Annotated in this window: 19 protein-coding genes and 4 pseudogenes; 14 read left to right on the top strand and 9 right to left on the bottom strand. The window is 63.0% G+C overall.

Translation table 11 applies throughout. The features are described 5' to 3' along the window. The first annotated feature begins 363 nt into the window (after positions 1–363). The 8 genes and pseudogenes from IU459_RS15830 to IU459_RS40085 all read left to right on the top strand — a co-directional run bounded on the left by IU459_RS15830 (position 364) and on the right by IU459_RS40085 (position 7,271). Positions 364–975 carry an ATP-binding cassette domain-containing protein gene (locus tag IU459_RS15830; RefSeq protein WP_440446497.1) on the top strand — a complete coding sequence of 204 codons (612 nt, stop codon included), beginning with the start codon at positions 364–366 and terminating at the stop codon, positions 973–975. After that, positions 972–2,462, top strand: coding sequence for an ABC transporter permease (locus tag IU459_RS15825; protein ID WP_195130280.1), 1,491 nt, complete (start codon positions 972–974; stop codon positions 2,460–2,462). Before IU459_RS15830 ends, IU459_RS15825 begins: the two co-directional genes overlap by 4 nt. A 15-nt stretch (positions 2,463–2,477) precedes the next feature. Next, positions 2,478–3,482 carry a hydroxyacid dehydrogenase gene (locus tag IU459_RS15820; RefSeq protein ID WP_195130279.1) on the top strand — a complete coding sequence of 335 codons (1,005 nt, stop codon included), beginning with the start codon at positions 2,478–2,480 and terminating at the stop codon, positions 3,480–3,482. 466 nt (positions 3,483–3,948) lie between these two features. Next, on the top strand, positions 3,949–4,353 hold the full coding sequence (locus IU459_RS15815) for a hypothetical protein (protein WP_195130278.1): 405 nt from the start codon (positions 3,949–3,951) through the stop codon (positions 4,351–4,353). An 870-nt stretch (positions 4,354–5,223) separates the two neighbouring features. Then, a complete protein-coding gene (locus tag IU459_RS38495; RefSeq protein ID WP_324198887.1) occupies positions 5,224–5,586 on the top strand; it encodes a transposase in 363 nt (120 codons plus the stop codon). A 90-nt stretch (positions 5,587–5,676) separates the two neighbouring features. Continuing rightward, positions 5,677–6,099, top strand: a pseudogene (locus IU459_RS38490) (transposase); the annotation flags it as partial. A 221-nt stretch (positions 6,100–6,320) separates the two neighbouring features. Continuing rightward, positions 6,321–6,728 (top strand): annotated as a pseudogene (locus tag IU459_RS40090) (hypothetical protein); the annotation flags it as partial. 112 nt (positions 6,729–6,840) lie between these two features. After that, positions 6,841–7,271: pseudogene (locus tag IU459_RS40085) on the top strand (hypothetical protein). Between the two features lie 302 nt (positions 7,272–7,573). On the opposite strand, the gene IU459_RS15795 reads toward IU459_RS40085, so the two are convergent. After that, a complete protein-coding gene (locus IU459_RS15795) occupies positions 7,574–9,127 on the bottom strand; it encodes a multicopper oxidase family protein (RefSeq protein WP_195130276.1) in 1,554 nt (517 codons plus the stop codon). 164 nt (positions 9,128–9,291) lie between these two features. Continuing rightward, complete coding sequence (locus tag IU459_RS15790) at positions 9,292–9,708, bottom strand: DUF6153 family protein (RefSeq protein ID WP_195130275.1); 417 nt, start codon at positions 9,706–9,708, stop codon at positions 9,292–9,294. Between the two features lie 312 nt (positions 9,709–10,020). On the opposite strand from IU459_RS15790, the gene IU459_RS15785 reads away from it, so the two are divergent. The 5 genes and pseudogenes from IU459_RS15785 to IU459_RS15765 all read left to right on the top strand — a co-directional run bounded on the left by IU459_RS15785 (position 10,021) and on the right by IU459_RS15765 (position 14,497). Then, positions 10,021–10,743 (top strand): DUF305 domain-containing protein, encoded by a 723-nt coding sequence (locus tag IU459_RS15785; protein ID WP_228837966.1) that lies wholly within the window; start codon positions 10,021–10,023, stop codon positions 10,741–10,743. Positions 10,744–10,961: 218 nt separating this feature from the next. Beyond that, positions 10,962–11,638: pseudogene (locus IU459_RS39670) on the top strand (DUF5131 family protein); the annotation flags it as partial. 823 nt (positions 11,639–12,461) lie between these two features. Then, positions 12,462–12,680: a helix-turn-helix domain-containing protein gene (locus IU459_RS15775; RefSeq protein ID WP_195130273.1), complete on the top strand. Its 219-nt coding sequence runs from the start codon at positions 12,462–12,464 to the stop codon at positions 12,678–12,680. Further along, complete coding sequence (locus tag IU459_RS15770) at positions 12,680–14,017, top strand: site-specific integrase (protein ID WP_195130272.1); 1,338 nt, start codon at positions 12,680–12,682, stop codon at positions 14,015–14,017. Before IU459_RS15775 ends, IU459_RS15770 begins: the two co-directional genes overlap by 1 nt. Before the next feature lie 48 nt (positions 14,018–14,065). Then, positions 14,066–14,497, top strand: coding sequence for a helix-turn-helix domain-containing protein (locus IU459_RS15765; RefSeq protein ID WP_324198886.1), 432 nt, complete (start codon positions 14,066–14,068; stop codon positions 14,495–14,497). A 14-nt stretch (positions 14,498–14,511) separates the two neighbouring features. Here the strand turns inward: IU459_RS15765 and IU459_RS15760 are convergent, their stop codons facing one another. From IU459_RS15760 to IU459_RS15750, 3 genes are all read right to left on the bottom strand, one after another. Then, entirely contained in the window at positions 14,512–15,321 is an 810-nt protein-coding gene (locus IU459_RS15760) for a hypothetical protein (protein WP_195130271.1), read from the bottom strand. A 69-nt stretch (positions 15,322–15,390) separates the two neighbouring features. Then, positions 15,391–16,680, bottom strand: coding sequence for an ATP-binding protein (locus tag IU459_RS15755; protein ID WP_267469812.1), 1,290 nt, complete (start codon positions 16,678–16,680; stop codon positions 15,391–15,393). Positions 16,681–17,044: 364 nt separating this feature from the next. Continuing rightward, entirely contained in the window at positions 17,045–18,034 is a 990-nt protein-coding gene (locus IU459_RS15750) for a transposase (protein ID WP_195130269.1), read from the bottom strand. Positions 18,035–18,229: 195 nt separating this feature from the next. On the opposite strand from IU459_RS15750, the gene IU459_RS15745 reads away from it, so the two are divergent. Further along, positions 18,230–19,362, top strand: a protein-coding gene (locus tag IU459_RS15745) for an IS3 family transposase (RefSeq protein WP_195130268.1) whose coding sequence is annotated in 2 segments (ribosomal slippage) — positions 18,230–18,485 and positions 18,485–19,362 — 1,134 coding nt in all. Because the reading frame shifts where the segments join, the coding sequence is not laid out codon by codon here. Positions 19,363–19,435: 73 nt separating this feature from the next. On the opposite strand, the gene IU459_RS15740 is transcribed toward IU459_RS15745, so the two are convergent. The 4 genes from IU459_RS15740 to IU459_RS15725 form a co-directional block, all read right to left on the bottom strand. Then, positions 19,436–19,972 carry a hypothetical protein gene (locus tag IU459_RS15740; RefSeq protein ID WP_195130267.1) on the bottom strand — a complete coding sequence of 179 codons (537 nt, stop codon included), beginning with the start codon at positions 19,970–19,972 and terminating at the stop codon, positions 19,436–19,438. 4 nt (positions 19,973–19,976) lie between these two features. Then, positions 19,977–20,786 (bottom strand): suppressor of fused domain protein, encoded by an 810-nt coding sequence (locus tag IU459_RS15735; protein WP_195130266.1) that lies wholly within the window; start codon positions 20,784–20,786, stop codon positions 19,977–19,979. A 139-nt stretch (positions 20,787–20,925) separates the two neighbouring features. Beyond that, positions 20,926–21,822: a phosphotransferase enzyme family protein gene (locus IU459_RS15730; protein WP_195130265.1), complete on the bottom strand. Its 897-nt coding sequence runs from the start codon at positions 21,820–21,822 to the stop codon at positions 20,926–20,928. Continuing rightward, the gene (locus IU459_RS15725) at positions 21,819–23,099 is read right to left on the bottom strand and encodes a helix-turn-helix domain-containing protein (RefSeq protein ID WP_195130264.1); all 1,281 of its coding nucleotides are present in this window, start codon (positions 23,097–23,099) and stop codon (positions 21,819–21,821) included. Before IU459_RS15725 ends, IU459_RS15730 begins: the two co-directional genes overlap by 4 nt. Positions 23,100–23,408: the final 309 nt, after the last annotated feature.

Here is a 23,408-nt window from a genome sequence, read left to right as displayed (position 1 = left end):
ACGTGAGCTCGCCGCCGACTTCGGCGATGAATGGGCCGCCTACGCCGCGCGGGCACCGGCGTTTGTGCCGCGGCTGTCTCGCCCCGGGACGAGCGGCCGTGGCGCGATGACTCACCATCGGTACGACGAGCGGTCGGCGGGCTACACGGGAGTACCGCACGTGACGAACCGTTCCGGCAGCGGGCTCGATCACCGCACCTGATCAACTGAGCGGAGCACTCGATGTCCACACAGCATGCCCGGTCTGACACTCCAACCACCGAAATGCTCACAACGGCGACGACCTGTGCGCCGGTGTTGACCGCCTCTGGGATCGGGAAATCGTTCCGTCGTGGCGGGTGGCCCTTCTCGTCGAGGCAGATGGTGCTGCGCGGCGTGGACCTGGCGTTGTGCCCGGGTGAGGTGGTGGGAATGGTCGGGGAGAACGGGTCGGGCAAATCGACGGTGATGAAGATCCTGGTGGGCGAACTGCAACCGGACACCGGCACCGTCACTCGATCTGGGCTGCTCGGATACTGCCCGCAGCAGCCGGTGATCTACGAACGGTTGACCTGTGACGAGCACATCGAGCTGTTCGCCCGCGCCTACCGGATGACCCGGGCGGATCAACAGCGCGCACAGCGAGAACTGTATGCGGCGTTGGGTTTCGAGCGTTACGCCCGGACCAGGGCGGATCGTCTGTCCGGGGGGACGCTGGCCAAACTGAATCTCACCCTCGCCCTGCTGGCCGATCCCGCCGTGCTGCTGCTCGACGAGCCCTACGCCGGATTCGACTGGGACACCTACCTGAAATTCTGGGATCTGGTCGCTCACCGCCGCGCCGCGGGCCGCTCGGTGTTGATCATCAGTCACTTCGTCGCCGACGAGGACCGCTTCGACCGCATCCTGGAACTACGCGACGGGCAGGTGACACCGCGAATCGCCGGCGCTGCGGCATCGGACCGACCGCCCTCCACCAGCGAGCCGCGGCCATGAACCGATCCGTGCTGCCCTACGTGCGGGCCTTCGTCACCGATTACGCCCGCAACCCAGTGAACCTGGTGGTGCTGGTGCTTGTGCCCGCACTGTTCGTGTTCGTCGCCGCGGGAACGATCTCCGATGCCATGGAACTGCTCGGCGGTATCGAGATGTCGGTGGAGACCGCGACAGCCGGCTGGTCAGCTGGTTTCCTCGCGGGCCTGGCGATGTACTTCCAGATCCGCGCTGCCCGCGCCGCCGACCGGCGGCTGGTGATCGCCGGGCTGGCGCCGGGACGACTGGTCGCCGCCCGCGCCGCCACGGGACTGGTGCTGGCCGTGCTGGTGTCCGCGGTGTCGCTGGCGGCGTTGGCAGCGCGCACCGGCCTCGACCACCCGCTCCGCACGATCGCCGGGACGCTGATGTTCGCGGTGATCTATCTGGCCATCGGCGCCGTGATCGGGGTGCTGGCCACCAACCCGGTCAACGGCGCGGTGCTGGTGTTGTTCGTGTGGATCATCGACGTGTTCTTCGGGCCCTCCCGCATGGGCACCGATCAGACCTTTATTCGCTGGTTGCCGACGCATTTCGTGACCTTGTGGATGATCGACCTGCCCTCCGGGCACGGCGGACGGATCACCGACCTCGGCTACGCCCTGCTGTGGTTGATCGCGGCGGTCGCCGTCGGCTCGGTCGTGCTTGTCCGCGCCGCCCGCGCCGCGCCGCCCGCGCGCCGCCCGTCCGGGCAGCTGGTCACCGGGCTGCGGTTGGGTCTGGTCGATCTGCGCCGCAACCCGGCGCTGCTGGCGTTGCTGGTGGTCGTGCCGGTGGTGTTCATCCTGCTCGCCAAGGTGACCACCCCAGAACGCACCATTGCGATCTCGGTGCGTCACGGCGATCGGACCGTTGCCGACACATTCTGGTTCCCCGAGGTACACGCGGGCACGATGGCACCTATCGCGGTCGCCGCGTTGGCCACCCTGGCCGGGCTGTTCGTGGTGGCCGACTCCGAGGCGGGCGATCGACGACTGCGACTGGCCGGATACCGCCGCAGCGTACTGCTCGCCGTTCGTTTCGGCGTCCTCACGGTCGCGGTGGCGGTCATCGGCCTCGCCGCCCTCGCGATCACAGCGACGGTCTTCACGCCCGCGCAGTGGGCCGGATTCATCACCGCCCTCATGCTCGCCGCGATCACCTACGCCCTGATCGGGATGATTCTCGCCCCGCTATTCGGCCGCGTCGCCGGCGTCTTCGTCGCCTTCCTGATCCCGTTCCTGGACCTCGGCCTGATCCAGAGCCCGATGCTGCGCCCCGAACCCGCGCCCTGGGCGCGGTTCTGGCCCGGATACGCGAGCACCCGATTACTGTTCGACACCGGCCTGACCACCGACTTCGACCTGCCCGCAACACTGCTGCTCGCCCTGGCCTGGCCGAGCGGGTTGGTCGTAATCGCAGCCGTGCTCTTCGGTCGCGGCACGCGAGCGCGACCACGCCTGGGCATCTGATCGGGAGGAGCGCCAGTGAAGATCGCGATATACGAAGTCCAGCAGTGGGAACACACAGCGTGCCTACGGCTGCAACCGGAACATGAGCTGATCTGCTCCCCCGCGCCGCTGGACACGCATACCGCGGCCGAAGCGGCCGATGCCGACGTGCTCAGCACGTTCATCCGCTCGCGGCTCGACGCCGATGTGCTCGAACGGTTCCCTAAGCTACAACTGGTGGCCACCCGGTCCACCGGCTACGACCATATCGATCTCGGGTACTGTGCCGCGCACGGCATCACCGTCAGCAATGTTCCCGACTACGGCGACTCCACCGTCGCCGAACACGTCTTCGCCCTGATCCTCGGCCTCGCCCGCCACCTCGTCGACGCGGCCGAACGCACCCGCCGCGGCGGGTTCTCCCAGGCCGGACTGCGCGGATTCGAGCTGCGCGGCAAGACCCTGGGTGTGATCGGGGCAGGGCGGATCGGCCGCCGCGTCATCGAGATCGCGGGCGGGTTCGGCATGGCCGTCGTCGCGACCGACCTCCATCCCGATCATGCGGTCGCCGCGCGTCTCGGATTCCGATACGCCGACCTGGACGACACGCTGGCCGCCGCCGATATTCTCACCCTGCACGTTCCGGCCACCGCGGACACGGTTCATCTCATCTCCGACCGGGAGTTCGACCTGATGAAGGCCGGGGCTGTCCTCATCAATACCGCACGGGGCCGCATCGTCGACGTTGCCGCCCTCATCAGGGCGCTGACCAACGGAAAAGTGAAAGCGGCCGGACTGGACGTGCTGCCCGAGGAATCGGTCATCCAGGAAGAAGCCGAGATCTTCCGGGATCGCGCCCTCAGCCCCCTCGAGCTGAGAACGCTTGTCGCCGAACATGTCTTGTTCGGCTTCTCCAATGTCTTGATCACGCCGCACAACGCCTACAACACTGACGAGGCAGTACACCGGATCATCGAGACAACGCTGCGGAACATCGAAGCATTCGCGCGGGGGGAACCGCGCAATACCGTACCGCCCTGAGCCGGACTCGAATCGCGCGCAGGCGGATCATCCGTTGCGATTGCGGTCAGTTCTGCATTCGGCTCGGTAGACCACGACCGGTCCTCACTCCGAGACCTCCAACCGGTGCCGACCGATGCCAGACCGACATCGACACCGGGTACATCACCCTCGCTCCACCGCGGCTCGTCTGTCGGATGATCGGCACCGACTCACCGTCTCCGTCGACTACCTCTCGAACGAACAACAAGCCGCGATACCGCGCGGCCAACACGACGTGTTTTCTCGGCAGGATAGGACCACCGGATTCGCCTCGATCGGCTACGCACCATCCCGCAGCCTGCGTTCATCCCGGCGGCGTGCTCGTCGTCACCCCGGTGTCATTGGTCCCGGACCGGGATTGCCATCGGCCCTGCCGGTTGTCTGTATACCGGCCCATAGTGGAGGCGTAGGCGAATCGGAGTTCGCGACACCGGAGGCGGCCGACATGACCGGCATATATGGCTTGGTGGCGAGCGGTGTATGGCTGGCGGTCGTGCTGGGCGCTGTGCTGATGGTCATCCTGGCGGCATACGAGGTCTCCGAGCTCGCCCGGCGAGACCTCCAGCGACGGCTGCAGCGAGAAAGCGAACGATCTCAACCACAACACCGCTCCACCGTCGCGCCATCGCCGCCCAGAACGGTCCCCGCCGCTGCGCCACCCTCGACCCTGGCCGATATCTTGCCTGCGCTGCAAGGCATTTCCGAAAACGACGCCGAACTGCTCGACGCGGAGTCGCAGATCACCCGTGACCTGTTCGCCGGCAAAGTCGGTGGAACCGACTACCAACGTCGGATGCGTGATCTGGCCGAACCGAGGCGTACATCGAAGAGTCCCCGGCGAACAGGATGACGCACGTCCCGAGCCACACCTGCCGACGTCACAGCAGTCAGAGCGCATCTGAGAACTCAGCCTCAGGTGCGCTTCGAAGCTTATTCGGTGCTGATCCCTATCTTCGGGGTCGTATCCGGCAGTGGTGCGGCGCGTTCGACCGGTCGCGGTGAGCTTGGACAGTGTGTTTACACGTTAGGGCCGGCGAGCGCATCATCGAGCGGAACAGCGTTGCGTGCGGAGAACTTGCGGCGGGCGCGAAGTTCGGCCCGGGTCCGCGGCCGGTACTTCGGTACCCGGCCACAGCCGCACGGTTCGAAGCCCTCGTAACGCAATCCGGCGCCGACCACGGCAGCGACTACCGACCAAGCCCGGGTGTCACGGCGAGGGGGCGCCGCGAAATCATGCCCCGCACACAGCATCGGTTTACCGCATCGCGGGCAACGGTGCGCTACGCCAGCAGTCGGCGGGTGCCGTTTGAACGACACCCGGCACTCCACGCACACATAGTGCAGTTTGTAGTGCACGAAGGCGTAGGTACACATGAAGCGACGGTATCCCCGATTGGTCCGGCCGGCCATCGCTTGCCACCAACGCTGGGGAGTTCTCGTTGGCCGACCTTCTCCTCGGTCGACACTTCCGGCTGGGGGTTCGATCTCGGTCAAGCCGGAAGGGGCGGGTCGATCGCTCGTCATGCGCGGCGTCGCTCGAGGGCGCGAGGGCGCTCACCGTGCACAATGCTCCCGTCAGCTGACCTCGGCGGGTTCGTGCGCACAGATGACCAGTGCGATCAGGGCAACCTGCCCGATTCCCGGCACCGCAAATGTAGAGGACTCCCGGTACGACTGAAGTTTCCACACTATCTGTCGTAACCCCAGAGTCCCTGTGCCAGTGTCGCTTACCTGCTCGTGTTCGTCGTGCCCGGCTCACAAGTCGCCGGCCGAGTCGCCGAAGTGCCCGTTCTACCCTTCCTCGTCGCTGACCGACCCCGAGTGGACGCTGCTCGAGCCGCTGTTGCCGCTGCCAGGCAATCACGCTGGCCGCGGCGGGCGGCCGGAGAAGTGGCCGCGGCGGCTGGTGTTGGACGCGGTCTTCTACCTGGTGCGCGGCGGGATTGCCTGGGCACAGCTGCCGCACGACTTCCCGCCCGCGAAAACCATGTATGACATCTATCGGCGGTGGACAAAGGCCGGTGTGTGGCAACGCATCCACGACGTGTTGCGGGGACCGGGCACGAGCGCAGGCAGGGCGTGACCCGCGGCCCACTGCCGCGGTAATCGACTCGCAGACCGTTCGTGGCGCCGACACCGTCGCCGCCGGCACGACCGGCTACGCGCGGGCAAGAAGATCAAAGGCCGCAAACGCCACATCGCCACCGACACCAGTGGACTGCAACTGGCTGTCGTGGTGACCGCCGCCTCGATCCAGGACCGCGACGCCGCCAACCGGCTGCTGGTCGCCGTGCGTGCCCGCTTCGCCACCGTGCAGCTCGTGTTCGCTGACAGCGGCTAAGCCGGACGGTTGATCGAACGGGCGAAATCCGTTCTCGCACTGACGATTCAGATCGTAAAACGCAGCGACACCGCGACCGGCTTCGAGGTGCTGCCCCGCCGCTGGGTCGTGGAGCGGTCGTTCGGCTGGCTGACCAAACACCGCCGCCTGGTCCGCGACTACGAAACCCGACCCGACCACCACGAAGCCATGGTCTACATCGCCGCCATCCACACACTGACCAGACGACTCGCCCACACCAGCGACCCAACCTGAGTTCTCAGATGCGCTCTCAGACATGGATGCGTGGGTAGTCACGGCCACAAAAGCCAATCAGCCCCGCCTGCATCGCTGGGCCGGCACCACCATCACGGGACTTGTCACGCCCGGGCGGAAGCGTGAAGCCGCAGCCATCGAAACAGTTCGCCCGCGAGGCGGCGGCCGTGGATTCGGCTGCTGTGGTGCAGGACCGAGGAGCCCGAAGGAGGTGACCCGGGATGGGGTGGTCGATCGCTGCGGTCGTAGTCGGGCTCGCGGTGGTGGTGTTGGCCGCCGAGCAGCTGGTCAAGGTCACTGTCGGACTGGCGCGGGGGATCGGCGCGTCGACGTTTCTGATCGCGGTCGTGTTCCTCGGTTTCGACCCGGAGAACCTTGCTGTCGGCGCGGTCGGGTCCGCGCAGAGCGCGCCGGGCATCGCAGCGGCGACCGTGATCGGTTCGGCGATGGTGGCTATCGCGCTGGCTCTGGGCATCGCCGCGCTGGTGGCGCCCATGCGGTTCGAGCACATGCCGCGACGCATCCTGGCTGTTCCGGTGATCATGGTCGTCCTCATCATCGCCCTGGCGCTCGACGGGCGGCTGTCCCGCCTCGACGGCGCCATGGTGGTGATGGCCTATCTCGCTGCCCTGCTGTGGCTGGGTTGGCTCGGCCGCTGCGGCCTGAACATCCAGCCCGCGGAAGAAACTGCCTCGAGCCGAACGGCTCGGCCCGGTCAAAGCCGCGCTCCTGCTGATCGCCGTGCTGGCTGCGATCGTGGCAGCCAGTGGACTGCTGGTCACCGGAATTCGCGACATCCTCGCCGAACTCGGCTGGTCGCAAACCATCTTCGGCATGACCGCGCCCGCTCTCGCGCTCAGCGCCGAAGAGTTCGTCCGCGTGGTCACCCCCGCCCGGCGCGGCCATCCTGAAATCGCATCGGCAACGTCGTCGGCTCTGTCCTGGCGTTCTTCGGCCTCAACGCTGGCATCATCGCGCTCATCCGGCCTCTGCCCATCGATACCCCTACCCGTGGCTTCTACCTCCCCGTAGCCACTGCCACCGTCTTGGCCTTCTCCGCGGTACTGCTCACCACACGACAGCTGCCACGCTGGGGCATCGGTCTGCTCGCCCTCTACGCCGTCTTCCTCCTCGGCGGATACCTCCGCTACGGCGTCACCATCACCGAGTGAGGTCCGCGGATCACGAGGCACTGGAGATCGTCCGCCGGGTCTGTGCTTGTCGGGCCCAGAGCATCGGACTTCCTGCCCCCAGGATGGCGTCGCGGCTCCTGCAGTGACTGGCGATCTCAGCGATATCAGGAGGACCTGGCGGCGGGGCCGACGGTTTGTTCGGTCGCCCTCGCTGGCGCGATCAGGTAGAACGACGCTGCACGTCCAGGCGCAGATCATCTGCAGCGGTTCCTAGCGTGTTCCTCCTGTCTGTTGTGGTTATCGCACTTCGTGTGGGCCCTGGCGTGGACTCCGGTGCGCGGTCAGCGCACGTAGGACACGACGCTCATCATTCCGGCCTCGCCGTGATAGATGTTGTGGCAGTGCACCATCCACTGGCCGGGATTGTCGGCGTCGAAGTCGACCTCGAGCGTCTGGGTGGGGGGCACGATCGCGGTGTCTTTGCGGGGGCCGCCGCCGCCCGGTCCGACGACCTGGAAGGTGTGGCCGTGCAGGTGCATCGGGTGGAACATCATCGTCTGGTTGACGAAGCGCAACCGGATTCGTTGTCCCTCGGTCACGTCCAGCGCCGCGTGGTCGGGAAACTGTTTGCCGTTGATGGTCCAGATGTATTTGTTCATGTGCGAGCCCAGAGTGACATCGAGCGTCCGGTCGGGTGTGCGGTTCGGCAGTCGCACCGATTCGATCGCGGTGAGCCGGTCGGCCGTGATCGGTGGGCCGGCGAGTTCGGCCGGGTGCACGTCGGCCGGTGGAGGGCTGCCTGCACCGGTGCGAATCAGCGCAAAGCCCTGTCCCGCTTTACCTTCGGCAGAGGCGACCAGAGGAAAGACTCCATCGGCCAGGTCGACGATCACGTCATAGCGTTCACCCATGCTGATCAGCAGGCTGGCACCGGTGACCGGCCGCACCGGGTAGCCGTCGCTGTGGGTGACGCGCAGTTGGTGGCCGCCGACGACGACGCGGAATGGGGTATCTGCGGCGGCGTTGATGATGCGCAGCCGCATCCGCTGGCCCGGCCGGCCGGTGAAGGTCACCGGATCGGTGCCGATCCGGCCATTGATCAGGTAGTAGGGGTATCGCACGTCGCCGGCGTCGGAGCCCAGCGGCGCATTGGGGTCGGTGGGCATCGACATCGTCGACGAACCGCCCATGCTCATGCGACCATGATCCATGCCGCCCATGTTCATCCCGGACATGCCCTTGTCACGCAAGTGCTGTAACTCCTTGTCGGGGTCGCGGCTGTCGACGCCGTCGAGCCAGTCATCGAGTACGACAACAGCTTCCAGGTCATAGTCGTTGCCGTCGGCGGGGTCTTCGATGATCAGCGGCGCGTACAGTCCGCGGTCGAGCTGGACCCCGACATGGGGATGGAAGAAGTAGGTGCCGGCATCGGGCACGGAGAACTCGTAGCGGAAGCCGCTGCCCGGCGTGACCGCGGGCTGGGTGAGATCCGGCATGCCGTCCATGTCGTTGCGCAACGCGATGCCATGCCAGTGAATCGTCGACGGAGCCGGCAGCGTGTTCGTGAACTCTGCCCGCAGCACGTCGCCGCGTGCGAGCCGGATCTCCTGGCCCGGCAGCTTGCCGCCGTAGGTCCAGGTCTGGACCTGCACGCCGCCGAGGTCCATGGTGGCGGGTTCGGCGCGCAGTCGCACCTCCCGGACCTTCGCCGATGCTGCCCGGCGGTTGTGCTCGGCGGCGCGCACGGCATCGGAATCGGGTTGGACGAGAGCGCGTGAGCCTTGTGAGTCCTTGCTGCACGCGGTAAGGACGGCTGCTGCGGTGGCGCCGGTACCGAGGACCAGGAAGCCGCGCCTGGTCATCGGTGTCGGGTGTGGAAATTGCTTGGACGACATGGATTCTCCCTGGTTTCTGGTGTTCGGGTGCATCGCGCCCTCGTCATGCAGGGACGGCGGGGCGTGCGGAGCTCCCGTTCGAGGCGATGAGTTCCTGCCATGGCGGATACTGGGTAGCCGAAGACCGCCTCCGAGCTTGTCGGGCCACGGAACGGGAGGATCTGTCAGATCCGCAGGATCGACAACTCAGCCAGGGAGGGCACCGTCCACGGCGGTGGGCGTTCGTGGTTCACTCGCCAATGCGAGGCTATCGGTACGCCGCTGTCGTCGGTGCCGGTCCCGATCAACCGGTAGAGCAGCATGAGCCCGATCGTCAGGGCGGCGGCGGACAGGATGAATACACACATGTGCATCGCTTCGTGCCCAACGCCATCGTGATCATTCACCGGCACGAGCCCATCGGCTGGGTGGTGATCGGCCATCCTGGTTACCGTGACCGCGGTGCCGGCTTGAATGCGGTGAGAGCCGGGTTGACTCCAGAGCACGCCGATATGCATGGCCGCGACGCCACCGAGCAGCACCAGCAGACCGAGCACCCGGACCGCCCCGGATACCCGACACCGACGGTGCCGATCGACCATGACGTCATCATAGGCGCGCGTAGGATCACACGCGCGATAACCCCGAGGGGGTATACACCGACCCGGCCCGCTGTGCGGACCGCACGCCGCTGGCACACCCAGCACTATCCACGACCTCAACTAATGCAGCTGTCGCGCCCCGCGCTATAACGACCGTCCCACAAACCCTTCGCTCGATGCATACCGTCGCTCCCCGGTGGTATCAGTCGGAGAAGTGCCGCGGTGAACCTGCTGCGGCCGAGATATCGATCGAAGACGTGCGCCACAGGGTTCTCTGTGTGCACCGACCGAGTCGATGGTGTTCTGACCGCGATGGACGCCGCAGCCAGAACCATGCCGCTGAACGTGTGGCAAGCGCTCCGATTCGACCAACGCTCGCAGTTCGAGACGCCAAGGAGTTCACCAATGTACCCAGCATCGACATTGTTCCGGCGGGGCGTTGTCATCGTCGCCGCTGCCGCGATTGCCCTGGTCGGTTGCGGTGACGGCGATGACCAGGGTGGGACGGCGGGGACGACGACACCCGGTGAGACGATGCCGGGGACGACCCAGCAGACGCCAGGGCAGGCGGACTACAACGACGCCGATGTCACGTTCCTGCAGATGATGTATCCACACCACGCCCAGGCGGTGCAGATGGCGGACATGGTGCCCTCGCGCTCGCAGAATCAGCAGGTGCTGGATCTGGCGGCAGCCATCAAGGCTGCTCAGCAGCCGGAAATGGCCCAGATTTCCGCGTTGCTGCAGCAGTTCGGCAAGCCTGCGCCTACGGCGAACCACGGCATGCCAGGGATGCCGGGAATGCCGGGAATGATGTCGCCGGAAAGCATGGCATCGCTGCAATCGATGTCCGGTAGCGAGTTCGACCGGATGTGGCTGTCGATGATGATCGAACATCACCGCGGCGCGATCGAGATGGCACAAACCGAACTGGCGAACGGCAAGAACCCCGAGGCCCGCAAGCTCGCCGAAACCGTCATCTCCACCCAGCAGAGCGAAATCGACCAGATGCAGCGCATGCTGCAGCAGAGCTGACCAGATACCGTCCGCATGGTCTGACTTCCCGCGCAGGTGCGTTCTCGGGCGCTATGTCCGTGTTTGCTGGTTGTGAACTGTCTGGCGTATCCGATATTAGCCGGGTCGTCAGGCGATAACCGACGCTGATAGCGGCAACGAAATGCCCACGCGACCGACCGATGCTGCTCGTCGAGTCGACAGTGTCGACAGCGGTGTTGCATCGCGTTCCACACGCCTGCTACGCACTGGCGATGGCCAAGCGACTGAAAACGATGGGCGCCGACAAGTACCAAGCCGACGGAGACCCCAGGACCTCCGGGCCAGGGTTCGGCGTGACCATTCACCATGCAGCGCTGGACATTCCAACCCAATGGCGGAAACGCGGCTGGTGTTCGTCAACAGCATGAGCGACCTCTTCCACGCCAGGGTGCCGGAATCCTTCATCCGCGACGTGTTCGACGTGATCCGCCAGACACCGCAGCACACCTACCAAGTGCTGACGAAACGGTCGCTGCGCGCTCGCCGGTTGGCCGATCGCCTGAACTGGCCTGCGAACTTGTGGATGGGCGTCTCGGTGGAGAACCAGGAGGCCGTTGTCCGGGCTGAGCACTTGCGGCAGATCCCGGCCGCGGTGCGGTTCGTGTCCTGCGAGCCACTGCTGGGACCGGTCAATTTGTGGCCGAGTCTGTTTCCGAATCCCTGCCCCGCCAGGTGCGGATGCCGGGGAGGCATAGACCGCAGCTGGAACAACTGTGAAAGCCCGGGTGACTGCTGCGACTGGGAGCCGGAACCACAGTTGCATTGGGTCATGGCCGGCGGGGAGTCCGGGCCCGCAGCGCGGCCCATGCGACCGGACTGGGCACGTCAGCTCAACTACCAGTGTCGCCACGCCGGGGTGCCGTTCTTCTTCAAACTTCTCTGCACCATGACTGGCGCAAGCCATGACGAGGTGCTGAGTTTGTCAGGCGCTGCGCAGCCGAATTCTTCGGGTCGCGTCGAGATGTCGGTCGACGGTGAACTGTGCGGTGGTGCCGATGACGGGGGGCGTGCCGGACCAGGACAGGACGGACCAGAGGCCATCGAATACGACGACGTATTCGCGGTTGCTGGGGAAGACGTCGGTGATCTCGGCGGTGACTGCGGAGCCGACGGGGTGGCGGTTCTTGGCGGCGCACCATTCGGACTCGCTCATGATGGGAAACCTTGTTGTGCTCGATCGGAAGGCGGGATCGAGAGGCCAGAGGCGAACCTGGCCGCGTGTGTGCTGGAGGACCTCGAACTCGGTTACTGTGCCGACAGCCGGCCATTGGTCGGCGGAAAACGGCAGATTCAGGATGTCGACGAATCCGGTGGGTGGATGGCCCAAGTCGGCGAACAGTCCGATGACGCCGGGTCGCGGAATCAGCGTGACCACTCCGGTCACATGGTCGCCGATCGGGTAAAGGCTGTGAGCGGCGTTGAGTTCCTCTTCGAGTTGGGGGTCAGGTTCGATCATCGTTGGACTATTTCAACGATCACTTCTGCCGGTTGTCAATGGTCAGGACATGGTGGGAGATCGGTCCCGACCGTTGCCCACGGTGCATTCGTGGTGCAGTCAACTGGGCAGTGGGGCGGCCGAACCCCGAAGCAGCACGGCCGCATCCTCGACGGCCAAACCTGGAACCAGATGCCCAAACCGAATCATGCTCAAGAAAGCCAAATTACAAAGCGTCACTTCGACAGAAAGGGGGCGGTCCATGAAAGATAACGCGCAACTCCAGCCATCAGAGTGGTACACCACCGAAGAGGTAGCGGTGGTCCTCCGCGTGGACGCCTCCAGTCTCCGCCGCTGGCGCACCGCCCGCCCGCCCCAGGGACCCCCGTTCGTGGTGGTCTCCGACCGGGTGATCCGCTACAGCGGTGCCGACCTCATCGCCTACCTAAAGAACCAGCGCATCGATCCGGCGGCGGCGTGATGGACGGTCAGATACAGGTGATCCCACTCGGGGTCTCGATCCGCGGTGACATCGAGTTCCGGGGGAAGGTCGGCGCGCACCGGGCGCGGGTGCGCTGGACCGACCCGGTAACGAAGCGACGCGCGTCCAGGTCCGAGTCGTTCGCCACCCGCGAGGCGGCGGAGGCTTGGATCGAACAGATCGAGCAGGCCGCCGCTCGCGGCGTTGACCCGAAGACCGCGACCGCCACTCTGGCGGAGTACGGAAATGCGCACTGGGACACCGCTATGCGCGGTGTGGAGCCGAAGACGTTAGATCCGTACAGGGCGGGGTGGCGGCTCCGCATTGTGCCAACGCTCGGGCATCTGCCGGTCACGATGATCACGACCGGCCTTGCCGATCGGGCTGTGTCCGCCTGGATTGCCGACGGGTGCGGTGAGTCCACCATCAAGAACACGCTCGCCGCGTTGGGACGCGTGATGGACCAGGCGGTTCGCGATGAGGTCATCGACCGCAACCGTGTTGATGTCGGCGGGTGGCAGCGGCAGCTTGCGAAGCATGAGGATGAACTCGACAATCCGCGGGCGCTGGCTTTGCCGGACTGGTCGACGCTCCAGCAGCTGTCTGCCGCACTCGTCGCCGCTTCGGCTGGCCGGTATCAGGGTTGGGGTGATGTGGTGAAATTCGCGGCTTGCACGGCGACCCGGATCGGCGAGGTCTCCGGCTGTCGGATACGCGACATCGACACCGAGCAGTGGGTGTGGACGCTGCGGCGCCAGACAACCCCCGGTCCCGGTGGGATGCGGGACAAGCGGACGAAAGGCAAACGGGCACGGCCGATCCCGCTCATCGAGGAGATTCGGCCGCTGATCTTGCGCCGGATCAACGCCGCTCGCACCCGCGTGGACTCCGATCCTGCTCTACACAGCGCGAGCGATGAGGACCGACGAGAAGCGTTCATGAGCGAGCGGTTGTTCGTCGGGCCGCGTGGCGGGCGGATCGCTACCGGCGTCCTTCGCGATGCCACCCATTGGGATGACGTCGTCGCGCAGCTGGGCTACGAGCACCTTCGGCGGCACGATCTGCGGCACACCGGGTTGACCTGGTTCGCCGACGCTGGGGTTCCCCTGCACCGACTACAGCGGATCGCCGGACACACCGATCCCCGCATCACGCAGCGGTATCTGCATCCCGATGTCAAGGCATTGCAGAACGATGGCCAGCTGCTGTCGCGGTTCCTCACGACGCCGAACAGCGGACCCCAGATCCCCGAGCTACTGGCCCGCATGGGACCCGGCCATCCCCGCGAAACCGCCGATGGTCCCAAATTGGTCCCAAGGCTACGAGTGGTCGAATAACAGCAAACCCCCTCCGACGCTGGTCGGAGGGGGTTTTTGATTGTCGGGGTGAGCGGACGGTATTTGAAACAGTGGGAACCGGACTGGCTTGCCAAGGTCATCGCCAAGGTGGAGGCTGCTCCGGCCCGTCGGCCTGCGAAGACGGCGAGCAGCAGCGTTCAACCACGGCGGCTGGATCGGCGGCTGTCGGCTGCCACCATCGCCGAGTTGGTCGATGCCTACCAAGGCGGTACCTCCACCAACCAACTGTGTGAGCGGTACGGCCTGTCCAAAGGTGGGCTGCTCAAGATCCTCCAGGAGCATGGCGTCCAGATGCGGTACCAACCGATGACTGAGGAGGAGATCGACTGGGCGGTGCGGCTTTACGGCGCTGGCGACTCCCTCAACAAGGTGGCGCGGACGCTCGGGAAGAGCAAGGGAAGTGTGTGGAAGGCGCTGCGAGGACGTGGAGTTGAGATGCGACCGTCTACGAGGTCGTAGTGCACCTCGAACCCCTAGCGGCGCGCACGCAGTGGAGCGACGAAATCAGCCTGCGATGAAGCATGCTCGCCTACCCAGCGTTCGACCCACCTATTGGCCGGTTTTAATGGTGAAGCAGCGACAGCCAGTACTTCAAATGCACAATCCACTGCCTCACGGCTTGTGGCTGCGTTGAATCTTGCCAGCTCGGCGGTGGACATCACTCCGCCCGGATGTGCCTCAAGTGGTGCCAATTCCGAGTACGGATGAACAGCGAAATTCCGTCGCTCAAATAGCGATTGGAGTCTTGAACCGAGACGCTGTGTAGTCGATTCCGTAAGACCGAATGCGACGCCAAGTGTGTTGCGGACAATCTGGAACTGCTTGTTCTTGCGTCCAGACGTGGTCAGTTTCTGGGAGGGCACAAGGTACTTCAACTCTGCATACAATGCCTCGACTGTGAGAGCGCTCGCGGTTATCGCCACCAGCGATGCGGAGAATTCATCCCCTAGGGCTGAGCTGGAAGGATCAATGTTTGTTCCGGCCGCTCTTGCTTCCAGTTCATGGCGAACTGCAATGTCGATCCAGGACAGCCACATGACCTGACGACCGATTACGCCCACACCGGGTGCTCGGTTGCCGCTCGCTATGTCCTCTTCTCTGTGCCGGGTTCGCTCCGCAACGAAGTCTGCTTGAATCTTCTCCCGCTCTGCATCCGTCGTAGCCGAAGCGCGATCCCGTTCAAACTGCTCTTCCCTGTCTCTGAACCGTTCGCGCCGCTCGACTGCAGCGCGTCGCTTCAGCTCATCTGGTGTTTCCCCTTGTGTCCGGGCGACGGGAGGCATCCCAGTATCATCGCATCGAGAAGGCAGCCCGACAAGATGCTTGCCACGCCAACACTCGATCAGGGATGATCAGAATCGACGGTTAGTGAATTTTTCCTGCCACTCTCGGATGACATCGAGTGTGATGTCAAGACCATACAGATCGAACAACCGCCGTGCAGCATCTGCGGCAAGGTCAAGATGTGAAGATCGCAGTTCCTCAAGGCTCACGTCGTAGCTGCGATCAAACCGTTCCGCACCGGTCGAATAGTCATGAAAGAAGATGCCTGGATCGGATCGAAGCACATGATCTTTCAGTCCAGTCACGCCCAGGTGAATAATGAAATCACCACTATCGGCTACTAAAGCCGCACATCGGCTGGCAAACACAAAGTATTCGGTAATGGTATAGATTGCGGACACATAGCTAATCGAGCCAGCATACCTGTCGGTAAAATCCTCACTAATTAATGATCGCCATGTGAACAGCCCTGATCGATAGAATCGGTGTGCCTCATGGTAGTGAGCCCAGTGCGTGACAGACTGGATGCCGTCCTCAAAGATATGATCATTCTCGCGATCTACGTGCGGAAAGTCCCAACCGCGAAGTGACACCACAGATTCTCGCCGGATCTCCTTCAGTCGGACAACGGTAGGGACGCGCTCCTTGTCATATACCCTGGGAAGAATTTCGACATACCAGTACGCCTTGGGGCTGGTAAGCTCTTCCTTAGAGTACAGGTCCGCAGCGGATGCAATTTCGCTCTGGTAAGCATCTGGCGGACCACTTGCCTCGATGATTAGAGGAGAGCCAACGAGTCCTCGGATCTGAGTTAGAAGAGCTTCTCCTCGTTTCTGAACGGCCAGATCGAGGAAGGCGCGCATGGACTCACCCGAGTCAATGGCAATGCTGCGGGCGTCGACGGTGCGCACGTAAATACTTCCCGCCCGTAGGATAGCCTTGCTATTTTCATCGTGCAGGTCCTTGGTGCAGACAATCGGTTCATTGTCAAATTCTCCAACACGCAGCAAAAGGAGGTCGATACCATCGATTGCTACTACGTGTGAGGAGACCTCAGGAAGGAGCGAGAAATGGTTTTTGGCAAATTCGCCAATCCTCGTCGGGTCAAACGAGGCAGCTTGCTCGGCGGATATCCCAGCCGGTACGAACCGACCGCCGGTTTGTTCTACACCGATAAGTACGTACCCACCATCACGGGTGTTGGACAAAGCAACGATGTCTTGGAGGATCTTGCCCTTATCCTTCTTTGCTGGGCCAAATGACATTGGCGCCTTATAGTCAAGGCTTCGGGACTCAGCTTGCCGGTCCAGTAGCTGCCTGACTAGTGTTGGAAAATTATCGCTAACGGACTCAGTCATAGTATGCGTTGCCTTGCTCTCTTTTCTTGTGGTTAACAGCAACAGTCAACCAGCTGCTGCAGCGACGATGAAGTCGTGTCCAGCAACATAGAACTTCCATCGTGTCAGTTGTCCAGATGCTAAAGCGCGGCCCACACATCGTCTCTAATCTGCTCGGAAATCTCAGTGGCCTTTCCTCGGTACTCAGGATCACGCAGGCCCATCATGCTCAACCGGAACACGAGAAGCGTATCTAAGTACCGTTTTCTGCGTACGCGCTGGCACTGACGGCAGCGCAGCGTTGCATCGAACAGGTGGCCCATCGGCGAATAGCCCACGATCTCTACCTCCTCTATGTACCACGACCGTGGATGTAGATGGAGGTTCATGCCGCTACTCCCAGCGCCCGACGTGGCGTGCCTTTCTTCGGAGCATCGGCAATCACCTTGTCCAGCCAGGCCACGAGGGCTATAGCATCTGGATTGTCTTGCAGTGCATCGCGGACACGCACAAGAAACCCGCTCTTGGCGTAGTTTTGCCATGTCTGGTCGAGGCGGTCGCCGTAGCGTGGTGGCACCTCGGTCCATCGCACGCCCTCCGCGAATTTGTAGCGGATTCCATTGAGATTGCGACGTCTCTGGGCAAGCTGAGACTCTTTCCACGGGCGGAACACGATTTCACCTCTTCGGGTTCCAATCTTTCGCGGTGGTATCGCCGACTCAATGAGCCGCCATTCGTCGTCAGTGAGATCAGATTCGGCCGGACCAAATTGCCACTGCCATGCTGCAAGGAGTTCCGGTGGCGACAGCACGCGCACCAGATCCTGAGGTGCCACCGCACGCCCGTGGTTCCCCATCAGGATGTCTTGTAGCTCGTCGTGGTTGCTTGCTTCCGCAACCGCACGCCACTCGGTCATCGTGGAATTGGCTTCTAACCACACGATGGCGTCGGCCGACTCCTCTCCAGAGGGCCAGGTGTCGAGATGGCCGATCAGCTCGCGAAGTGTCGGAACCGCAGCCACCGCGGCGTTGCGCACCTCGAAGGCTACTTCCCAGGGTTCCAGCTGGAGCAGCTGATCGACTCGTTCCTCAACATCGACGTCAGTAGTGGCACTGTCTTTGGTGCGAAACAACCCATTCCGAACATCCGCCGGTAGTTCGTGGAGCAGATACTGTCTCACTGCGATGCGAAGCTCACCGGTCCATTCCTGGCCGTCAAAACCAGCGTCTTGCCCTTCGCTCAGGTTGTATTCATAGATGTTGCCGAATTGAGCATAGAGCGCTCTCGCGAGGAGTTCGTATTGTGGATAGTCTGGGTCCATCACTATTAATTGTGACATCTTTGCGGCATTAATCAATGGGACGGCTACCGGCATCTTGATTCTCCTCTTACCTTTACTGTTTTAACTCCTTCCGAGAGCAACATCAATAGATCCCGAAGAAAACTGGATGTGGATTTTAGGCCGAATGGCAATTTTCACGACTCAGTCTGGCCCGTTCCCAGTGAATGAGACCGCTCGGTACTAGAGTCCTGTTGGCCCTGGTGAGGGCTGGAAGGGACGATAGGGATCATGGCTGGACGCAAGCGGCATTCCGCGGAGGAGATCGTGCGGAAGCTGCGGCGTGCCGACGAGCTGGCTGCCGAGGGGTGCACTGGCGAGCAGGTCGCCGCCGAGCTGGGAGTGTCGGCGGCGACGTTGTATAACTGGCGCCGGCAATACGGCGGGATGGATACCGATGCAGCCAAGGAGCTGAAGGAACTGCGGGAACAGAACGCCCGCCTGAAGCGGCTGCTGGCCGAGTCGGAGCTGGTGCGGGAGATCGCCAAGGGAAAATGGTGAGCCCAGCGGCCGGACGCCGCGTCGTCGGCATGCTCACGGACGTGATGGGCTTGTCGGAGCGGTTCGCGTGCAAGGTTGTTGGGCTGGCTCGGTCCACCTATCGGCGGGTGCCGGCCGCGCAGTCCCCGGCCGATCCGGACGCTGGTTTGCGGGCATGGTTGCGTTCGTATGCCACGAAACACCCTGGGCACGGGTTCCGGCGGGCGTGGGCGGCGTTGCGGTTCGATGAGGGCTCGGAGGTGAACAAGAAAAAAGTGCACCGGCTCTGGCGTGAGGAGGGCTTGCAGGTTCGCGCCCATTCGCCGCGCAAGCGGGCTGGTGCGTCGTCGGTGCCGCCGATCGGCGCCGATGCACCGAAGGTGGTGTGGGCGTTGGACTTCCAGTTCGACTCCACCGTAGACGGCAAAGCGGTGAAGATCGCGTCGATGATCGACGAGCACACTCGCGAATCGCTGCTGCACCTGGTGGAGCGGTCGATCACCGCCGAAAGACTGGTCGCCGAGTTGGAGAAGGTGTTCACCGCGCGGGGCGGGCCGCCGCGAGTGCTGCGCATGGACAACGGTCCGGAGATGATTTCCCATGCACTGCAACGGTTTTGCGCTGATCGTGTCGGGATCGTCTACATCCCGCCGGGCACGCCGTGGAACAACGGCCATATCGAGTCGTTCAACCGGCGGCTGCGCGCTGAGTGTCTCAACCGCAACCACTGGACCAGCCTGCTCGAGGCCCGGGTGGTGATCGGCGACTTCAAGAACGAACACAATCGACGGCATCGGCATTCGGCGCTGGGCTATCTGACCCCGGCCGAGTACGCTGCCCGCTGCAGCCACACCCACCACCCCGTGGCCTGCAGCATCAACTGAAATTGGATCGAAAACAACCCGGACTCAAGAACCGGGTGGTCCTGTCATCGGGGACCGGTCAAGTCCTCAAGCATCAGGGATATTTACGCGCAAGTCGTTCGATGCGATTCGATCGAAGATCCCACGATGGCTCCGTTGGGTCGAGCTCGATCAACTGTCGAATTGATACTTGCGGATCGCGGCGGTACTTTTCAGCTGCCATGTGAAGCGCTGCGCCGTCGATCTCCTCTGCACCGTCAGGCTGAAGATTCGCTAACCCGATCGTTTCAGCACCGATAACTGATGCGACACCTCGCCGGAGACGAAGGCGCTCAATAGCTGACAAGGCACGCATTGCCGTGTTGGTCGCCGATGCCAGCTGTAGCGCTGCCTTGAAAACCTGATCCACTTCGACAGTCTGATTTTCAAGCCGCTGAAGCCGCGCGCGCCTGTACTCGTGGCGAAAAGTGCGCAGAGATTTTCCGACGTCTGCTCGTGCATCAATTCGCCGTTTGCCTCGCTCCTCACGTTCTGCCTTGGTTGAACCGGCGAGAATGTTCACCACGCCACCGGCTGTCGCTCCGGAAACAGTACTCAGGACGATCTGAGCCCAGCTTATAGATTGTGCCATATTACTATTTTCTGGGCTCCGTGAACTGTTGTGGATGCAAGTCGCAAGGTATCTCCATCCAAGGAGTCTTTGGCATTGCCCGCGCGAGGCGCTTTTGTTCCTTCAGGCGCGTACGTTTTTGGTGGCGATTCTCGGGAGAGAATATGCATTGCCGATGGATATCAATCGGTATCGGTGCGTGAGTTGCCAACTCCACTTCCAAGTCGGTGGTTTCCGATGCCTGTGTGGCGAAATAATACTCATGCCGAGTTATGGGATACGGCCACATGAAGTTCAGATGTTGCCCGCTTGGCAGGATAAGATGATCGATCTCTTCCGGTTCATTGATTAGCGAGCGAAGGTACCAATGTGTGAGCAGCGAACCGGGAAACAAGGCATCGGCGAGATTGGTTCTCTCGTCAAATATGCACATCGTATGATGTTTGGCCATCACCTCTTGCGATGAGTGAGGAAATCTCGCTAACTCAAATAACCGAGCAAATAGCCATGCTGCTTCCGGTGAGGAAAAGTCCCAATCATGTGGTACGTATGTCACCAGTTCGGAACGACGGGTTGGCTTGGTGCTATCACGTGGAACGTCCGCTGCTCCCATGCCTGACGTAGCGAGGGTGACAAATGGTCGTGTTGGCGATGTTCCGTATATGTAGATATCGAGGTGTACATACTCAGATATTCTCTCATGGAACATACGGAATCGGTTATCTCCGAGGAATCGGTCGTAGTGTGCTTCAAGAGCACTCTGATCCTCCTCGGAATATCGTGCGACCGCTCCCGCTTGGGCTTCGTCCCCCAGGTCCAGCTGGTGATCTTCCATTAGTGGACTTCTCCGTCACTACGCACGTACCAATATATCTTTAGCAACTAGTGATCGACCGGCCGCCTGAGCGTGGTCGGCTATCAGCGTACGTCCGTCCATCTGTCGCGAGGTTGCGCCACGCTGTGCGTTCACCACGTTAGGAGAGCGCAGTCCACCCTGCCCAAGGCCGCGATCCCCATTCCCCTCGGATGCACCCCAGTCGATGAAGCGCTTGCTCCTGGTAGGCCGGATTGGCTGTGGCTGCCTGCGCCGCCATCGTGGTCATCCGTAGTTCCCGGATGTCCCGCAGCAGCTCGAACCCCTCCCAGGTGGCGACATCATGGCCGTACACCTGACAGAACTCGGCGTACTGCTGTTCGGTGATCCACCCGAACGAACTCTGCTTGATCGCCGTGTGCACCAGATCCCATTCCGGTGGCCCGACCGATGTCCGCTCCAGATCGAGGAGGACGGCCTCACCATCTTCTATCGCCGCCACGTTGCCGATCCAGGCATCCCCGTGGATCACAGACCAAGGAAGCCCCTTCGGAAGCGACTCCCACCGTTGCCGGAGGTCCGCCAAATGTTCTCGGAGCCAACGCCTATCGGGATCCGACAGGGTATGGGCGGCGGCGATCCGCTCGTCCAGCCGCACGAACGGCGCGATTCTCCCGAGGTTGAGTTCGGTTGGAATCGGCAGATGGTGGAGCTGCTTGAGCAGGGCAGCGACCTGCGTCGGGGTGCCCTGATGGTGCGGCGGTAGTTCGCGCCAGAAGGTAATCGCGTGGCCTTCGACCTCGACGGGCTGGTCGACATCAGGAACAACCTGCACCGCTGGAACGCCGGATTGCTGCAACCAGCGAGCCACGTTGACCTCGCGCCGTGCTGCTGCCAGTTGCCCTGGCCGACTCACCCGAGCGACAACCGATCCTGGTAGCCGGTAGATGGCGTTCTCACTGACCTGAATCGGTTCGGCATGGTCCACGTCCAGGCCGACCGCGGTGCCGGCCGAACGCACGATCGCCAGCCAATCGGTTCCGGTCACGTCCGTCATGCGGAAACCAGCGTGCTGTCGATCTGCGAGCGCAGTTCATCAACCTCCGTTGTTTGGGCATGTGGCTGGGTGAACATGCGAAGCTCACGCAGATCATCCGCCGCCCGGCGGGAACGAAGGTGTCCAGCGTCGCCGAGCGCAGTCTGGCCGAAGGAGGCAGCCTCTACCGGATCGCCAGTGGCCATGGTGAGCGACGCCAGCTTGATGCCAGATATTGCCCGCGAGCGGACAAAGGCGTCGGTGTGTCCGGCAACGGCAATCTCCAATCGTTGCCGGGCCTCACCGACGAACCGGCCTTCGAGTGCCACATCGAACAAGGCATGCCCGGTATCGCCGGAGTGCTGGGCATGGTCGTAGTAGGCCATCCAGGGCGGATCGTTCTCCGGCGCCGCCTGCGCGAACTCCTCGTCAGCTTGTCCAACCGCTCGCACGGCTTCGTCGGTGCGGTGCAGTTTGGCCAGCGCTCGGGCTCTTGCCGCGTGCAGCATGGCCCGCTCCGTCGCCGTTAGTCGATCAGCCCGGACCATAGCCAGTTCGATGAAGGTGAGCCCATCGTCGGGGTGCCCGCACCAGATGGCCTGACGAGCCATAGACGACAACACCTTGCCTCGAAGGTGCCAGTTGCCGACCTCTTCGGCGCAGGTCAGCCCGAGCTGAAACATGCTGCGGGCATCAGCGTGCGCGTAGGCATCGAAGGCCATGAACCCGGCCGTATGTCCAAGGAACCCGACTGCGCTGTGCAGGTCCATGCGGTGCTTCTCGGCACAACTGGCACCCAGCAAGTTCACGGCATAGCGAAGCTGGGCCGAGACCGCTTCTCGAACCAGGCCACCGCCGTAGGTGTGATCCCAGGAGCTGAACTCGCGCGCGGCAGTTCGCACCTGCTCGATTTCCGCCAGGCCGACCGTCGACGGGACAGGCGTTGGTTCAAGCTGGGCCAGCAAATCCAGCAGCGGCTGTTTGGTCGCGACCGCCGCAGTGACGCCCAGCGCGGCGCGAACAAATTCCTGGCGTTTCACATCACCGAGCGTAGCGCCGGACTTTGCTGGCAGCTTGAACCAAAGCAGCTCGGGCGGCACTTCCAGCGCCTCCGCCCAACGGATCAGTTTCGACAGTTGCTCGGGTGCTGGCCCCTTCTCGATACGGCTGAGTTGGGCCTGGGTGAGGCCAAGCCAGGTGGCAACCAGCTCCTGCGGCAGGGGCCGATGGTGAAATGGGTGCGTGCGGTAGGCGAAGATCACCCGGCCCATGTGCCAAGTGGCGAGCGCATCGCGCATCTGATCGGTTTGCCAGAAGGCTGGTGGTACCGGCGACGGCTGCTGTCGTTCATCCCGGAGCGCGATTTCGCATGGCGCGCAACGCGATTCAAGATTGTACCGATTGAGCCTGCTCCCACAACGAGCGCAGTACCGCTCTGTCTGGGGTCCCCGCGTCATGATGGCCGCTCCCGGGTTTTCCTGGGTTTTCTCGCCGTTTCGCTTTGGTCGCGTGACCCTACCAGCGCTTGACAGGCGACGCTATACGTTTCATACATACCCCGAATACCCCCTTGTCGTGGCCCTTTTCACCCCAGAAACCGACCCTTG

This window comes from Nocardia amamiensis (genome assembly GCF_015477605.1).
Taxonomy (GTDB): domain Bacteria; phylum Actinomycetota; class Actinomycetes; order Mycobacteriales; family Mycobacteriaceae; genus Nocardia; species Nocardia amamiensis_A.
Note: the sequence above shows the minus strand (reverse complement) of the source record. Positions and strands in the feature narration are given on the sequence as shown.

What these genes read in the sequence shown, in the direction of transcription:
- IU459_RS15815 (WP_195130278.1), top strand. Translation starts at nt 3,949, where the DNA reads ATGACCGGCATATATGGCTTGGTGGCGAGCGGTGTATGGCTGGCGGTC.
- IU459_RS15775 (WP_195130273.1), top strand. Translation starts at nt 12,462, where the DNA reads ATGAAAGATAACGCGCAACTCCAGCCATCAGAGTGGTACACCACCGAA.
- IU459_RS15725 (WP_195130264.1), bottom strand. Translation starts at nt 23,099, where the DNA reads ATGCGCGATGCGCTCGCCACTTGGCACATGGGCCGGGTGATCTTCGCC.
- IU459_RS15785 (WP_228837966.1), top strand. Translation starts at nt 10,021, where the DNA reads ATGGACGCCGCAGCCAGAACCATGCCGCTGAACGTGTGGCAAGCGCTC.
- IU459_RS15770 (WP_195130272.1), top strand. Translation starts at nt 12,680, where the DNA reads ATGGACGGTCAGATACAGGTGATCCCACTCGGGGTCTCGATCCGCGGT.
- IU459_RS15825 (WP_195130280.1), top strand. Translation starts at nt 972, where the DNA reads ATGAACCGATCCGTGCTGCCCTACGTGCGGGCCTTCGTCACCGATTAC.
- IU459_RS15760 (WP_195130271.1), bottom strand. Translation starts at nt 15,321, where the DNA reads ATGCCTCCCGTCGCCCGGACACAAGGGGAAACACCAGATGAGCTGAAG.
- IU459_RS15790 (WP_195130275.1), bottom strand. Translation starts at nt 9,708, where the DNA reads ATGGTCGATCGGCACCGTCGGTGTCGGGTATCCGGGGCGGTCCGGGTG.
- IU459_RS15750 (WP_195130269.1), bottom strand. Translation starts at nt 18,034, where the DNA reads ATGCCGGTAGCCGTCCCATTGATTAATGCCGCAAAGATGTCACAATTA.
- IU459_RS15755 (WP_267469812.1), bottom strand. Translation starts at nt 16,680, where the DNA reads ATGACTGAGTCCGTTAGCGATAATTTTCCAACACTAGTCAGGCAGCTA.
- IU459_RS15735 (WP_195130266.1), bottom strand. Translation starts at nt 20,786, where the DNA reads ATGGAAGATCACCAGCTGGACCTGGGGGACGAAGCCCAAGCGGGAGCG.
- IU459_RS15730 (WP_195130265.1), bottom strand. Translation starts at nt 21,822, where the DNA reads ATGACGGACGTGACCGGAACCGATTGGCTGGCGATCGTGCGTTCGGCC.
- IU459_RS15740 (WP_195130267.1), bottom strand. Translation starts at nt 19,972, where the DNA reads ATGGCACAATCTATAAGCTGGGCTCAGATCGTCCTGAGTACTGTTTCC.
- IU459_RS15795 (WP_195130276.1), bottom strand. Translation starts at nt 9,127, where the DNA reads ATGTCGTCCAAGCAATTTCCACACCCGACACCGATGACCAGGCGCGGC.